This window comes from Methanoculleus sp., assembly GCF_020696975.1.
Classification (GTDB): Archaea; Halobacteriota; Methanomicrobia; order Methanomicrobiales; family Methanoculleaceae; genus Methanoculleus.
Genome location: NZ_JAJGBK010000021.1, coordinates 48,122 through 61,920 on the forward strand (window position 1 = coordinate 48,122; position 13,799 = coordinate 61,920).

Annotated in this window: 13 protein-coding genes; 12 read left to right on the top strand and 1 reads right to left on the bottom strand. The window is 63.1% G+C overall.

Features of this window, described 5'->3' with window-relative positions; translation table 11 throughout:
* The first annotated feature begins 117 nt into the window (after positions 1-117).
* On the top strand, positions 118-1,263 hold the full coding sequence (locus QZ650_RS06085) for a peptidase S9 (RefSeq protein ID WP_292519811.1): 1,146 nt from the start codon (positions 118-120) through the stop codon (positions 1,261-1,263).
* A gap of 134 nt (positions 1,264-1,397) precedes the next feature.
* Here the strand turns inward: QZ650_RS06085 and QZ650_RS06090 are convergent, their stop codons facing one another.
* Complete coding sequence (locus tag QZ650_RS06090) at positions 1,398-1,724, bottom strand: cobaltochelatase subunit CobN (protein ID WP_292519813.1); 327 nt, start codon at positions 1,722-1,724, stop codon at positions 1,398-1,400.
* Here QZ650_RS06090 and QZ650_RS06095 point away from each other — a divergent pair.
* From QZ650_RS06095 to QZ650_RS06145, 11 genes are all read left to right on the top strand, one after another.
* Positions 1,701-1,952: a hypothetical protein gene (locus tag QZ650_RS06095; protein ID WP_292519815.1), complete on the top strand. Its 252-nt coding sequence runs from the start codon at positions 1,701-1,703 to the stop codon at positions 1,950-1,952. The two genes, QZ650_RS06090 and QZ650_RS06095, sit on opposite strands and share 24 nt — an antisense overlap.
* Before the next feature lie 156 nt (positions 1,953-2,108).
* Positions 2,109-3,116, top strand: coding sequence for an asparagine synthase C-terminal domain-containing protein (locus QZ650_RS06100; RefSeq protein WP_292519817.1), 1,008 nt, complete (start codon positions 2,109-2,111; stop codon positions 3,114-3,116).
* The gene (gene gatC, locus QZ650_RS06105; protein ID WP_292519819.1) at positions 3,106-3,375 is read left to right on the top strand and encodes an Asp-tRNA(Asn)/Glu-tRNA(Gln) amidotransferase subunit GatC; all 270 of its coding nucleotides are present in this window, start codon (positions 3,106-3,108) and stop codon (positions 3,373-3,375) included. The genes QZ650_RS06100 and gatC overlap by 11 nt, the downstream gene beginning before the upstream one ends.
* On the top strand, positions 3,376-4,677 hold the full coding sequence (gene gatA / locus QZ650_RS06110) for an Asp-tRNA(Asn)/Glu-tRNA(Gln) amidotransferase subunit GatA (RefSeq protein ID WP_292519821.1): 1,302 nt from the start codon (positions 3,376-3,378) through the stop codon (positions 4,675-4,677).
* A complete protein-coding gene (gene gatB, locus QZ650_RS06115; RefSeq protein WP_292519823.1) occupies positions 4,674-6,089 on the top strand; it encodes an Asp-tRNA(Asn)/Glu-tRNA(Gln) amidotransferase subunit GatB in 1,416 nt (471 codons plus the stop codon). Before gatA ends, gatB begins: the two co-directional genes overlap by 4 nt.
* A 6-nt stretch (positions 6,090-6,095) precedes the next feature.
* Complete coding sequence (locus tag QZ650_RS06120) at positions 6,096-8,891, top strand: DNA topoisomerase I (protein ID WP_292519825.1); 2,796 nt, start codon at positions 6,096-6,098, stop codon at positions 8,889-8,891.
* A gap of 4 nt (positions 8,892-8,895) precedes the next feature.
* Positions 8,896-9,588, top strand: a complete 693-nt coding sequence (locus QZ650_RS06125; protein WP_292519827.1) for a phosphoglycerol geranylgeranyltransferase — start codon at positions 8,896-8,898, stop codon at positions 9,586-9,588.
* A 3-nt stretch (positions 9,589-9,591) separates the two neighbouring features.
* Positions 9,592-10,290 carry an RNA methyltransferase gene (locus QZ650_RS06130; protein WP_292519829.1) on the top strand — a complete coding sequence of 233 codons (699 nt, stop codon included), beginning with the start codon at positions 9,592-9,594 and terminating at the stop codon, positions 10,288-10,290.
* 22 nt (positions 10,291-10,312) lie between these two features.
* The gene (dcd, locus tag QZ650_RS06135) at positions 10,313-10,870 is read left to right on the top strand and encodes a dCTP deaminase (RefSeq protein ID WP_292519831.1); all 558 of its coding nucleotides are present in this window, start codon (positions 10,313-10,315) and stop codon (positions 10,868-10,870) included.
* A 144-nt stretch (positions 10,871-11,014) separates the two neighbouring features.
* Positions 11,015-12,853, top strand: a complete 1,839-nt coding sequence (locus QZ650_RS06140; RefSeq protein WP_292519833.1) for a threonine--tRNA ligase — start codon at positions 11,015-11,017, stop codon at positions 12,851-12,853.
* 480 nt (positions 12,854-13,333) lie between these two features.
* Positions 13,334-13,789, top strand: a complete 456-nt coding sequence (locus tag QZ650_RS06145) for a ferritin family protein (protein WP_292519835.1) — start codon at positions 13,334-13,336, stop codon at positions 13,787-13,789.
* Positions 13,790-13,799 lie beyond the last annotated feature (10 nt).

Sequence of the window (13,799 nt, forward strand, 5' to 3'; positions counted from 1 at the left end):
GGAAGTAAAAGTGCATGCCGAATGTTGGGTCTGGGTCATCAGATGGACGAATATTGGTAGAGAGGACGCTTCTGCTTCCTGCGTTATATATCCATGAAACGCACAGGAGAGGCCTGTATGAACCGAAAAACGATATGTATCGTTCTCCTGCTGATCGCGTGCGCTCCCCCGGCAGTGGCTGCACCCGTCGTCCAGCTGACGAACGATTCGGCATTCAATTCGTATCCTTTCTGGTCGCCGGACGGTGCCAGGATCGCCTTCGTCTCATCCGACGGAGTGCATGCCGGCATCCGGGTGATGGAGCGCGACGGCCGGGGCCTGACGCAGGTGACGGACGACCGTTCGTGGAATCTTTTCACCGAGTTCGATCCCTGGTCACCGGACGGGAAGAAACTCCTCTTCCTCTCCGACGGTGGAAGAGGGCTCGACCTCTGGACGATGAACCCGGATGGGACCGGGAAGGTGCGCCTGACCGAAAGCGGCTGCATCGTCCCCATTCCGGGGCTATCCGGCTACGGGGCGGACTGGAGCGCCGATGGGAGGGGGATCGTCTATACCTCCTGCCTCTTCGATGATGCGGCCATCCAGGAAGTGAACCTCTCGGCCATCCGCACGGAAGCGGACATCTGGATCATGGACGCGGACGGGGGTAACAAGAAGCAGCTGACGACCGATGGAGATGCGCGTTTGCCCCTGTGGCAGCCGCAGGGGGACAGGATCGCATACCTCGCAGACAGAACCGGGAACCGGGAGATCTGGACCATGCAGAGCGACGGAACGGGCAAGACACAGGTGACGTTCAGCGAGGGGAGCGTATCCGGGTATTCCTGGTCCCCGGACGGTGCCAGGATCGCCTACGTCGTCGCGTCACCGCCGGGGACATTGCCGGAGTTCTCTCTCTGGGTTATCGATAGCGACGGATCGGGTTCGGAGCAATTGACAACCGGAAACCGGGACACATCACCAGTCTGGTCGCCGGACGGTACCAGGATCGCCTTCCGGTCGGAGTCGCGGGACCGGGCGCTCTGGGTGATGAAGAGCGACGGATCGGACCTCGCACCCCTCGGTCCTGATAATCCGGCATACATGATGCACCAGTGGTCTCCCGACGGCAGAACGATCGTCGTGAGCGATGGAAACGACCTGTCTGCAATCCCGCTCGAAGATCCAGCGGCACCCGCATCGCCGGGATTTGAGGTAGTTTCTGCAGCGGGTGCACTGCTTCTCACGGTATGTCTGCTCAGACTGCGAAAACAGAAATGAGGGAAAAGCGGGAACGTGCCGCACGAAGACGATTACCGGTGGAGCGCGACGCGTTAACGAGTAGCGCACCTGACGGTGCTCGAGCTCCGTTTCTGCCGAAACGTCGCTTATCGCCATCGCCGTCTTCACGCCGCTCACTCCTTCTCCCGTGCTCCCCGCAGTGCTTTTACATCCCCCACGGTCACCACGCGAACCGCACCGCCCTGGACGTCGCCTCCGGCATCGCCCATCCGGTCCTCGATCCAGCCCTCCATCTCCAGGTACGCCGCCCGCAACCCTTCGAGAACATCCGGATCGGCATCCCAGAGGGCGCGTTCGTGCGCTTCAAGCAGCCGTCTCCCGATCTCCTCCAGCGCCCAGGGATTCTCGTGGGAGCAGACGTTCGCGAGCGGAAACGGCGTGGGGGGACGCTTTCGCTCGATACGTCGGTGGAGACGATGAAGATCAACCTGACTTCCCAATCACCGCCCACGATCGAAATCGTGGTCAATACAGGCCTCCCGGTTCCGCTGAACACGCCACTCTGGGAGGCGTGCAACGAGACGCTGCACGAGACAAGGATATATGCCGATGTCGTTAACTGCACGTCCTCCTCCGGAGACGGCCGGGTGACGCTCACCTTTGCCGAGGGCCACGCGCCCGAGGTGACGCTGCGTCCGGTCAGGATCACCGTATCCGCCAGGGGGTGACGGATTCAGGCTTAAACCCTCCGAACCGCCCGCATTTCGCGCCGGCCGGTGTACGCACATTTATAATTTAACAGTGCAAACACTGACACAGATCCGTTTTTTGAGGTGATCGCATACCGCGTGAACCTCACGGCGATACCTGCCGGATTACGGAATATGCCAACCATGAACCTGAAGGGCTGGATGGAACGTGACGGGGTGCGGCTTATACCGACTGACGTGGAGCGAATGCTCGGTGAGGGGCCGGAAGCCATCGCCCGGTGCGGCGGCGAGTTCCTGCTCGCCCATGACGACTGGATCGCCCGCGACGCACTCGGGATCATGCCCGGCCCGGTCCCGCCGGGGACCATCTGCTGCAACGGGCGGGAGGTGGGCCGGATAGCTCCCGACCCTCCGTCCTGCACCCTCGAGGAGGCAATCGTCACCGCGGTCAACCTCCGAAGCGACGAGGGAGCGGTGGCGTTCTCCGGCGGCGTTGACTCGGCCCTCATCGCCGGGCTCGCTCACCTTCCCTGCGTGACGGTGGGACTCCGCGGGTCGCATGATACCGCATGGGCGGCAAAATCCGCCCGGATGATGAGGCTCGACCTCGATATCGTCACCCCGAAGGAAGACGAGATCGCGGAGGCGCTCGCCCGGGTGGTTCGGACCATCCCCGATCCGACAAACCCCCTCGAGGCCTCGATCGCGACGACCCTGTACTTCGTCGCTCGATGGGCGGGAGAGTACGGGTGCACCCGGATCCTCGCCGGACAGGGAGCGGACGAGCTCTTCGGCGGTTACGCGCGCTACCTCGCCTCCCCGGACCTCGCGGCGGAACTCGAGCGGGACTTTGCGGATCTCGGGCGCCAGAGGATGCGGGACCAGGCGGTGGCGGCGCTTTTTGGGACATACTTCTCGATGCCGTACCTCGATCTCCGGGTAGCGCGCGCCGCAAGGGCGATCCCGGCTGAGGAGAAGGTGCGCGGCGGAGTGCGAAAGCACCCTCTGCGGATGGTTGCAGAACGGCACATTCCGGCCGAAATGGCCCGGGCCGAGAAGAAAGCGATGCAATACGGGAGCGGGATCTGGAGAGCAATCCAGCAGCTCGCTCGTAGGAATGGTTATAAAAAGTCGGTACAAGGGTACTTAAAGGAGATCAGTAGGGCGGAACATGATAACTGAGAGGGATATTGAGCATATAGCAGAACTTGCAGATATCGGCATATCGAAAGACGAGGTGCCGGAGTTCACCACCCAGTTCAATGCAATCCTGGATTACTTTGAGGTTCTCGACACCGTAGTGGGCGAAGGCGCCCCGGCCGCCGGGATCACGAACGTCTTTCGTGAGGACGAGCCCCGGCCGTGCCTCTCGCAGGAGGCAGCCCTCGCGAATGCGGGATCGACCGAGAACGGATTCATCAAGGCGCCGAGGGTGATGTGAGTGGCGGGAACCTTCGACTTCTCGCCGGACGACCGCTGCAACGCATTCATCACCACCTGCAGCACAGCGCCGTTTACCGACGGTCCGCTCGCCGGCACAGCCGTCGCGGTCAAGGACAACATATCCACGGCAGGGATACAGACCACCTGCGGGTCACGGATCCTCGAAGGCTACGTACCGCCGTACGACGCCCACGTTGTGGAACTCCTCCGGAATGCAGGAGCCGCCATCGTCGGCAAGACCAACATGGACGAATTCGGCATGGGCACCACCACCGAGACGAGCGCGTTCGGCCCCACCAGAAACCCGGTGGACCCGGAGCGGGTGCCCGGCGGTTCGTCCGGCGGGAGCGCCGCCGCAGTCGCTGCAGGCTTCGTCCCGATGGCCCTCGGCACCGATACCGGCGGCTCGATCCGGTGCCCGGCAGCGTTCTGCGGGATCGTGGGACTCAAACCCACCTACGGGCGGGTCTCCCGCTACGGCCTCATCGCCTACGCAAACTCCCTTGAGCAGATCGGGCCGATGGCGCGGACGGTGGAGGACGCTTCAAGGCTGATGTCGGTGATCGCGCGGTATGATCCCCGCGACTCGACGATGCTCGATAAACCCTACGACCATGGGCCAACGGCCGATATCGCAGGCCTCCGGATCGGCGTGCCGGAGGAGTACTTCGGCGAAGGCGTGGACCCCCGTGTCGCGGAGACGGTCCGTGACGCCATCGGGGTTCTTGAAGGGCTCGGTGCCGAGACGGTCCCGGTGAGCATCCCCGGCATGCGGCACGCGCTCGCGGCCTACTACGTCATCTGCACGAGCGAAGCCTCCTCAAACCTCGCCCGGTTCGACGGCGTCCGCTACGGTCCGGCCGTCGACACCAGGAAGACCTGGCACGAGGCCTACCAGGACCTGCGGCAGGAGTTGTTCGGCACGGAAGTCAGACGCCGGATCATGCTCGGCACCTTTGCCCTCTCGGCCGGCTACGCCGGCAGGTACTACGCGAAGGCGCAGGTGGCCCGCCGGAACATACGGGAGGACTTCGAGCGGGCCTTCCGCGACGCGGACATCATCGCCGGCCCGACGATGCCGACCGTGGCCTTCCGCCTCGGCGAGAAGTCCGACCCGCTCTCGATGTACCTCTCCGACATCCTCACGGTGCCCGCAAACCTCGCCGGCATCCCGGCGATATCCGTACCGTGCGGCAGGGTGGACGGCCTCCCCGTGGGCCTCCAGCTGATGGGAAGGCAGTTTGAGGACGAACGCGTCGTCGACGCTGCGTTTGCCTACGAACAGGAGGTGAGGGCATGAAGACGATTGTCGGGCTTGAGATCCACGTCCAGCTCGCGACCGCAACGAAGCTCTTCTGCGGGTGCTCGACGGACTACCGCGACGACGAGCCGAACACCCACTGCTGTCCGGTCTGTCTCGGCCTTCCCGGGGCGCTCCCGCGCCTGAACAGAAAGGCGGTCGAGTATGGCCTCCGGGTAGCAAAAGCCCTCGACATGAAGGTGCCGGAAGAGTCGGAGTTCGCCCGGAAGAACTACTTCTACCCCGACCTCCCGAAGGCCTACCAGGTCACCCAGTACGACAAACCGCTCGCGGTAGAGGGGACGGTCGAGATCGAGGACGACGAGGGGCACGAGAAGATCGTCCGGATCACCCGGGTGCACCTCGAGGAGGACCCCGGAAGGCTCGTCCACGTCGCGGGCGGCTCGAAGTACTCGCTCGTCGACTACAACCGGTCCGGCATCCCGCTCCTTGAGATCGTCACCGAGCCGGATATGCGCTCACCACAGGAGGCGCGCCGGTTCCTCAACAAGCTCAGGACAATCCTCGAGTATCTCGGGGTCTTTGACGGCGACCGGGAGGGGTCGCTCCGTGTGGATGCAAACATATCGCTCGAGGGCTCCGAGCGGGTCGAGGTCAAGAACATCTCCTCCTACAAGGGTGTCGAGAAGGCCCTCACCTTCGAGGTGACCCGGCAGAAGAACCTGCTCCGGCGCGGCCAGAAGGTGACGAGAGAGACCCGGCACTTCATGGAAGGGCGGGGGATCACCACCTCCGCCCGCGGCAAGGAGGAGGAGCACGACTACCGCTACTTCCCGGAGCCCGATCTCCGGCCGCTCCGTGTCGCCGGGTGGGTCGCGGAGATCGATCTCCCCGAACTCCCCGTCGCCCGGAAGAACCGGTTCATGGCTCAGTACGGCATATCGCTCAACCACGCCCGGACCCTGACCGGCGACCTGAAACTGGCCGACTTCTATGAGGAGGTCGCTCACGTCGACCCGGCACTCGCCGCCACCTGGGTGGCCGACACCCTTCTCGGGGAGCTCAACTACCGCAACATGGGCATCGCGGCCGTCCCTGCCGAACGCTTTACGGAACTCCTCGCACTTCTGCGGTCCAAGACCATCACTGATGCGGCCGGCGTCCAGGTTCTGCGGGAGATGCTCGATACCTGCGCCGCGGGCAAGCCCTGCGAACCTCCCGCCGCGATCGTCGATCGCGAGGGGCTGGCCAGGGCCACAGAGAGCGAGTTCACAGAGGTCGTCGAGAAGGTGATCGCTGCAAACCCACAGGCGGTCGAGGACTACCGGGCCGGCAAGAACGGCGCCCTGAACTACATCGTAGGGCAGGTGATGAAAGAGACTCGAGGCCGGGCTGACCCGCGTGAACTCGGGCGAATCGTAGCCGAAAGTATCGATACAGGCGGGGTGTAATCCGCAGTGCATCTGATCATCGCAGAAAAGAACATTTCGGCAAACCGGATCGCGCAGATCCTCGCCGGCAACGAGAAGGTGAGGGCGTCGAAGGACGGAAACGTATCCACCTACTCCTTTGACACGAAGACGGTGGTAGGCCTCAAAGGGCACGTGGTGGAGGTGGACTTCGAACCCGGCTACACGAACTGGCGAAGCGAAATCCACACCCCGCGAAGCCTCATCGACGCGGGCACCGTCAAGAAGCCGACCGAGAAGAAGATCGTCAACCTCATCCAGAAACTCTCAAAGAAGGCCGACCTCGTCACTATCGCGACCGATTACGATACCGAAGGAGAGTTGATAGGGAAAGAGGCCTACGAACTCGTCCGTGCGGTGAACCCCGGCGTCAGGATCAACCGGGCCCGGTTCTCGGCAATTACCCCGGCGGAGATCCGCTCCGCGTTTGAGAACCTGACCGACCTCGACTTCGCTCTTGCGGCCGCCGGCGAGACCCGCCAGACGGTCGACCTGATGTGGGGGGCGTCGCTGACCCGGTTCATCAGCCTTGCGGCCCGTCGGGGCGGCAAGAACATCCTCTCCGTCGGCCGGGTCCAGAGCCCGACGCTCGCCATGATCGTCGAGCGTGAGCGCGAGATCGAGAACTTCGTCCCCCAGACCTACTGGATGCTCTCGCTTGCGACCGAGAAAGACGGGATGCCGGTGGAGGCGCGGCATACCAGAGGACGGTTCACCGACCATGAGGAGGGCCTCGCCGCCGAGGCGGCGACCAGGGAGCCGCTCATCGTCACGGACGTGAAAGAGGGGCAGAAGACCGACCGGGCGCCGGCGCCGTTCGATACCACGACGTTCATCGTCGCGGCGAGCCGTCTGGGCCTCTCGGCGGCGAACGCGATGCGGATCGCCGAAGACCTCTACATGAACGGGTACATCTCCTACCCGAGGACCGACAACACGGTCTACCCGAAGTCCCTGAACCTGAACGGGATCCTGGACACCCTCCGGGGAGGGGTCTTTGATAAGGACGTCGCCTGGGTGCAGCAGCACCGGCGCCCCGTCCCGACCCGGGGCAAGAAGGAGAGCACCGACCACCCGCCGATTCACCCGACGGGCGCCGCGACCCGCGAGGCCCTCGGGCAGGACCAATGGAAGGTCTACGAACTCATCGTCCGCCGGTTCCTTGCGACCCTCTCCCCCGATGCGACATGGATGACCACGAAGTGCCTCTTCGACGCGTCGGGCGAGCCCTACACGGCAACAGGCGGCCGGCTCCTCTCCCCCGGGTGGCGCCGGATCTACCCCTACTCGGAAGCAAAAGAGAATATCCTCCCGGTCTTTGCCGTGGGCGAGAGGCTGCCGATCAAGAAGGTGAACCTTGAGGAGAAGCAGACGCAGCCGCCGGCACGCTACTCCCAGAGCCGGCTCATCCAGGTGATGGAGGAACTCGGCCTCGGCACGAAGAGCACCCGGCACGAAGTTATCGGCAAACTCGTCTCCCGCCGCTACGTGGAAGGGAACCCGCTCCGCCCGACGCTCGTCGGGAGAGCCGTCACCGACGCGCTCGATAACCACGCGGAGACGATTACGGAGCCCGAGATGACCCGGACGCTTGAAGAGCATATGCAGCTCATCAAGCAGCGCCAGCGCTCCCGCGACGACGTCATCACCGAGTCGCGCGAGATGCTGCATCGGGTCTTTGACAAACTCGAAGCGCACGAGGCGGAGATCGGCACCGAGATCATGGAGCAGACCGCTGAGGAGCACACCGTCGGCCCCTGCCCGGTCTGCGGCCACGATCTGCGGATCCGGCATCTCGGCATCTCCCAGTTCATCGGGTGCACCGGCTATCCCGAGTGCCGGTTCAACATCAGCCTGCCCGGCAGCACCTGGGGGCGGGCAATCCGGATCGAGCAGACCTGCGAGAAGCACAACCTCGCCCATGTCCGCCTCATCCGGAAAGGCTCTCGCCCATGGGATATCGGCTGCCCGCTCTGCACCCATATCGCCTCGAACGTCGAGGCGCTCCGGATGATGCCCTCGATGACCGACGACCTCGTGCAGCGCCTGCACAAGCACCACATCTACACGGTCTCTGAGATCGCGGGCACGCAGCCTCACGACCTCATGGAGACTGTCGGCGTCGGTGCCGGGGAGGCCGAAACCCTCGTCCGGGAGGCAGAAGATGCCCTCGAGATCCTCCGGCGCCGTTCGGAACTCCGAAAATTCGTCCGGAAGGTTGTCCCCCCACGAAAGGGCCGGAGCCATGCGAAGATCATCAAAAGTTTCCTCGAAGAGGGGATCGGGGACATCCAGGCGCTCTCCCGTGCCGAACCCGCGACCCTGAAGAAGGCCGGGCTCGGCGATGCCGTGGCAACGGAACTTCTTGCGGCAGCCCGCGGGCTCTGCAACGAGCGCGCCCTCCGGGAAGCCGGGGTCCCCGCTGTCAGCCTGAAGAAGTATCAGGCCGGCGGCGTAGCAACCCCCGACGACTTCTGCTATCTCCCCATCCCCTACCTTGCAAGCAAAACCGGCATTAATCCGGAGACCGTACATAAACATGTGGATATGGTCTGCAGGCACCTCGGCCGCCCCACTCCTGCGAAGGTCACCAAAGCAGCCCTCGAACGCGGGCGAAAAGAACTTCTGGAGATCCCCGGCCTCGGGGAGGCGACCGTTGAGAGGCTCTACCTTGCAGGCATATACGACGCCGCGACGCTTCGCGAAGCGGATCCGGAGAAGGTCTCCTCGATCACCGGTATCCCAGAGACCAGACTCCACGACTACATCGGCTATCTGAAGTGACACCATGCACGCGAACTGGAAGACCTGGGCACACGTGACAAAACTGGACCCCGATAAACACCTCCCGCAGGAATCCATCGAGGATATCGTGACGAGCGGGACCGACGCCCTGATGCTCTCGGGCACCCTGAACGTGACACGGGAGAACCTCCACGAACTCCTGGATCTGGTCTCTGCCTACGGGCTGCCGCTGGTGGTTGAACCGGCGAGCCCCGACTGCGCTATATTCGACGGGCCAATCGACCACCTCTTCGTGCCCAGCGTGATGAACACAAACGACGCCCGCTGGATCATCGGGAAGCACTACGCCTGGCTCCGCCGCGCGAGCAGCGTCGACTGGGAGATGGTGGTGCCTGAGGCCTACATCGTCCTCAACCCGAACTCCGCCGTCGGACGGGTGACGGGGGCGGACTGCTCCCTCTCGGCCGAGGATGTTGCCGCGTTCGCAGAGGTGGCGGACCGTTACTTCCGGTTCCCGATCGTCTACATCGAGTACAGCGGGACCTACGGGGACCCTTGCATTGTGCAGGCGGCCGCCGACGCAGTCGAGGATGCCATCCTCTACTACGGCGGCGGTATCCGCTCGGCGGAGCAGGCCGCGGAGATGGGCCGCATTGCCGATACAATCGTCGTAGGAAACGCGGTTTACGAAGAAGGAGTCGATGTGCTCCGGGCGACGGTCCGGGCGGTACAGTGAGACATGCCTGAGATCTCAATCGTCCTCATCGAACCCCTTTACGAGGGGAATGTCGGATTTGCCGCCCGGGTGATGAAGAACTTCGGGTTTACCCGGCTGGTCCTCGTCAACCCCTGCCCGCTCGGCGACGACGCTTTCATGCGCGCCTCCCACGCCCGTGACGTCCTGGAGAACGCCCGCCGGATGACGATCGAGGAGGTCTACCGGGAGTTCGATTTCGTCGTCGCGACGACCGGCGAGGTGAGCAAGTCGGTCTGCACCCCGATGCGGATGCCCTACTACGAGCCGGCGGAGGTCAGGGAGATCGTCGCGGATATCGACGGGACGGTCGCGATCCTCTTCGGGCGGGAGAACTGGGGTCTCGCGAACACCGAACTTAAGCGAGCGAACCTCATCTGCACCATCCCGACATCGGAGATCTACCCTATCCTCAACCTCTCCCATGCGGTGGGCATCCTCAGTTACGAACTCGCGAACCTGCCGCGCGGGACCTACCCGCTCGCGGGGTCCGTCGAGATGGATTCGCTCTACCGGCATATCGACGCGTTTCTCGACCGGATCGACCACCCGGACTTCAAGCGGGAGAACACGATGGTCCTCATCCGCCGCGTGCTCGGCCGGACGAAGCTGACCATCCGCGAGGCGAGCACACTTCATGGGTTGATGCGCCGGACGGAGTGGCATCTCGAAAACAAAGAATAGTTTGCAGGAGAGATCTAAGGGAATGATTCTTGTCGACTGGCAGATAGAAGACCGCATCAGGCGCGGGCATATCCGGGTGGAACCCTTTGATCCCGACCTGATCCAGCCAAACTCCCTCGATATCAGGCTCGGCTCCCACTTTGTCTGGTACGTCCCGGGAGATACGGTGATCGACCCCTACGAGAAGGAGACCGTCTGCGCAAAGACCGAGGAGATGGTGGCCGATTCGATCGTCCTTGCTCCCGGGCAGTTTCTCCTCGCCGAGACCCTGGAGTCGATCGAACTCCCCGACGACATCGTGGCAAGCATCGAGGGGAAGAGCAGCATCGCGCGTCTCGGGGTCGAACTCCATCAGACGGGAGGCTGGATCGACGCGGGCTTCCGGGGGACGATCACGCTCGAGATGTGCAACGTGAACGCCCGGCCGGTCAAGGTCTACGCGGGGATGCCGATCGGGCAGCTGGTCTTCTACCGCACGGATCGTGCCGCGCGCCCGTACAACATGAAGCAGGACGCGAAGTACATGGACCAGCGGCAGGCGACCCTCTCCCGCTACCACGAGAACGCGCGTCACGCGTGACCCCGCGCCGGCAATCCGGCAAATCTCACACACCCCTTCCCCTGCCGGGAAGGGGCGGGCGGGGCGCCAGGTGCTCCCGCCCGGAGAGCGTTATGCACTATATAGCAGGAAAACAGATATTGAACGATTCAACTGGGGATACCAATGCGACTTCTTCTAATCCACTCTGATCATATCGAATACGAGGCCCGGAAGAAGACGAAGGTCGCCGAAGAGGATGCGGTCCAGAAGGACGCCCTCGATGAGGCGCTCGCCGTCTTCTGCGCGGTTGAGTCTGTCGACGAGGAGAACATCGAGGATGTCATCAGGCAGGCGGTAGACGAGATCGTCACGACTGCCGGGCAGCTCGGCACCACCAATATCATGATCTACCCCTATGCCCACCTCTCCTCCGACCTTGCAGCGCCGGAGACGGCGGTGAGCGCCCTTAAGGGGATCGAGGAGGCTCTCAGCGCGAATGATGAGTTCGTCGTAAAGCGCGCTCCGTTCGGCTGGTACAAGGCTTTCACCGTCACGTGCAAGGGTCACCCGCTCTCGGAACTTTCCCGGACGATTGTGCCCGGCGAAGGGGCGGCAGCCGCCCCGAAGAAGGAGATCCAGCACGAGTTCTTCGTCCTCACTCCCGAAGGGGAGCGAAGAGACGCTGCCGGCTACGTGAAGGAAAACACGCCTTTTGCCTCGCTCATAAAAAAAGAGCTCGGATACCCGGGGCCGGAGGGAGCCGAACCGGTTCACGTGGACCTGATGCGTGCGAAGGAACTCGTGGAGTACGAGCCACGTTCGGACGTCGGGCACCACCGCTGGATGCCCCGGGGCAAGTTGATCCGGGACCTTCTCTCTGACTACGTCCTCTCTCAGGTGCTCGAGTACGGCGGGATGCCGGTGGAGACCCCGGTGATGTACGACCTCGGCGATAAGGCGATCGCGGAACACGCCGCAAAGTTCGGGGAGCGGCAGTACCGGTTCAAGAGCGGCAACCGCGACATGATGCTCCGGTTTGCGGCCTGTTTCGGCATGTTCTCCATCATGCACGATATGCACATCTCGCCGAACACCCTCCCGATGAAACTCTACGAGCTCTCGACCTACTCGTTCCGGCACGAGCAGAAGGGCGAGGTGATCGGCTTAAAGCGTCTGCGCGCATTCACGATGCCCGATATGCACACCCTCTGCCGCGACGTGGACGGCGCGCTTGCGGCGTTCGAGGAGCAGCTCGCGATAGGCTGGAAGAGCGGCGAGGACCTTGAGACCCCCCTCGTCGGGGTCTTCCGGTGCACCCGGGACTTCTTTGAGCAGTACGAACTCTGGGTGAAGGAGATCGTCGCAAAATCAGGCGTCCCGATGCTGATCGAGGTCCTCTCGGAGCGGACCCACTACTGGATCGCGAAGGTCGACCTTGCGGCGATCGATGCCCAGGGAAGGCCGATTGAGAACCCGACGGTCCAGATCGACGTGGAGAGCGCCGACCGGTTCGATATCAAGTATTACGCCCCTGATGGGACGGAGATCCACCCCCCGATCCTCCACTGCTCACCGACGGGCTCGATCGAGCGGGTGATCTGCGCGATGCTCGAGGGCACCGCGGCACAGGAGGTCCCCTCGTTCCCGACCTGGCTCGCCCCGACCCAGGTCAGGCTGGTCCCGGTGGCGGAGCGGCACGTCTGCTTCGCGGAAGAGATCGGCACCCGCCTGAACGCGGCCGGCATCCGGGCGGACGTCGACGACCGGGACGAGAGCGTGAACAAGAAGGTCCGCGAGGCCGGAATGGACTGGGTGCCCTACGTCGCGGTGATCGGCGACCAGGAGGCCGAGACCGGCCGGCTCACGGTCACCATCCGGAAACTCTCGGAGAAGAAGAAGCCTTACAAGGAGATGATGACCGAGAGCGAACTCGTCCAGGCGGTGAAGATGGAGACCGCCGGAAAGCCCTTCCGGCCGCTCTATACCCCGAGGCTCCTTTCCCGGAAGCCCCGGTTTATTTAATCTTTTTTTGCGCGATTTTCGGGGCACCACGATCCAAAGGGGCGGAGCGTGAGCGCCGCAGGCGCGACTTGCGATAGATGTGCCCGCCATCGTCTCCTTCGGACAGTCACACGCAAGTGGCAGCAGACGAAGCGGTTGAGCGAGAGAAATCCTGGTACAGTGGACCGTGGTGGCTATCGCCATACGGGGAGGGGTTGCAGGGGGGGGACCCCCCTCCCCTGTCCCCACCCCCCAGGGTGATACTCCCACGGTCCACTGCATCCAGACATCTCGCTATTCCGTCCCTTCGTTGTTGCAAACCGAGACAGCCCAGCTTCCTCGAAATTCACGGATTTCCTCCTCAATCATTGCTTTCCTGAGGGTCAGAGGTGAATCTGCAGCCTCTCCTCTCATACATACCCCGACCCAACACCCTACCAAAACCCGCCCCCAACAAGGTATAAAAGCCTCAGATGCTACTCTCCCACCGGTGCATGAATCATGAACGTCGAAGAGTACCGCTCCATCATATCAAACGCCATCGACCGCGAGATCGAGGCATACACCTTCTACCGGACCGTCAGGGAGAAGGTCAAGGACGAGAACCTGAAAAATCTCTTCAACGAACTTGCCGGTGAAGAGAGCCAGCACAGGAAGACACTCGAAGGCTTTCTCACGAAAGAGCCCGGAAAACTCGGGTTCGACACAAAGCGGAACTACAAGATCGCCGAGACCCTGGAGACCCCGCCGCTCTCGGCGGACTTAAAACCGCTCGACGGCCTCGTTATCGCGATCAGAAAAGAACTCGACGCCATGCAGATGTATACCCAGCTTGCGAGCCTCAGCGTGGATCCCGAGCAGATGGAACTCTTCGAGAGCCTCGCCTCGATGGAACGGGGCCACAAGGCGCGCCTTGAGGACATCTACACCAACATGGCGTTCCCGGAGGCATGGTGAGGGGAGAGCA

Excerpts from the sequence above, each read along its gene's own strand:
- QZ650_RS06130 (WP_292519829.1), top strand. The coding sequence starts at position 9,592 with ATGCCTGAGATCTCAATCGTCCTCATCGAACCCCTTTACGAGGGGAAT.
- QZ650_RS06100 (WP_292519817.1), top strand. The coding sequence starts at position 2,109 with ATGCCAACCATGAACCTGAAGGGCTGGATGGAACGTGACGGGGTGCGG.
- gatB (WP_292519823.1), top strand. The coding sequence starts at position 4,674 with ATGAAGACGATTGTCGGGCTTGAGATCCACGTCCAGCTCGCGACCGCA.
- gatC (WP_292519819.1), top strand. The coding sequence starts at position 3,106 with ATGATAACTGAGAGGGATATTGAGCATATAGCAGAACTTGCAGATATC.
- QZ650_RS06125 (WP_292519827.1), top strand. The coding sequence starts at position 8,896 with ATGCACGCGAACTGGAAGACCTGGGCACACGTGACAAAACTGGACCCC.
- dcd (WP_292519831.1), top strand. The coding sequence starts at position 10,313 with ATGATTCTTGTCGACTGGCAGATAGAAGACCGCATCAGGCGCGGGCAT.
- QZ650_RS06085 (WP_292519811.1), top strand. The coding sequence starts at position 118 with ATGAACCGAAAAACGATATGTATCGTTCTCCTGCTGATCGCGTGCGCT.
- QZ650_RS06140 (WP_292519833.1), top strand. The coding sequence starts at position 11,015 with ATGCGACTTCTTCTAATCCACTCTGATCATATCGAATACGAGGCCCGG.
- QZ650_RS06095 (WP_292519815.1), top strand. The coding sequence starts at position 1,701 with ATGAAGATCAACCTGACTTCCCAATCACCGCCCACGATCGAAATCGTG.
- QZ650_RS06145 (WP_292519835.1), top strand. The coding sequence starts at position 13,334 with ATGAACGTCGAAGAGTACCGCTCCATCATATCAAACGCCATCGACCGC.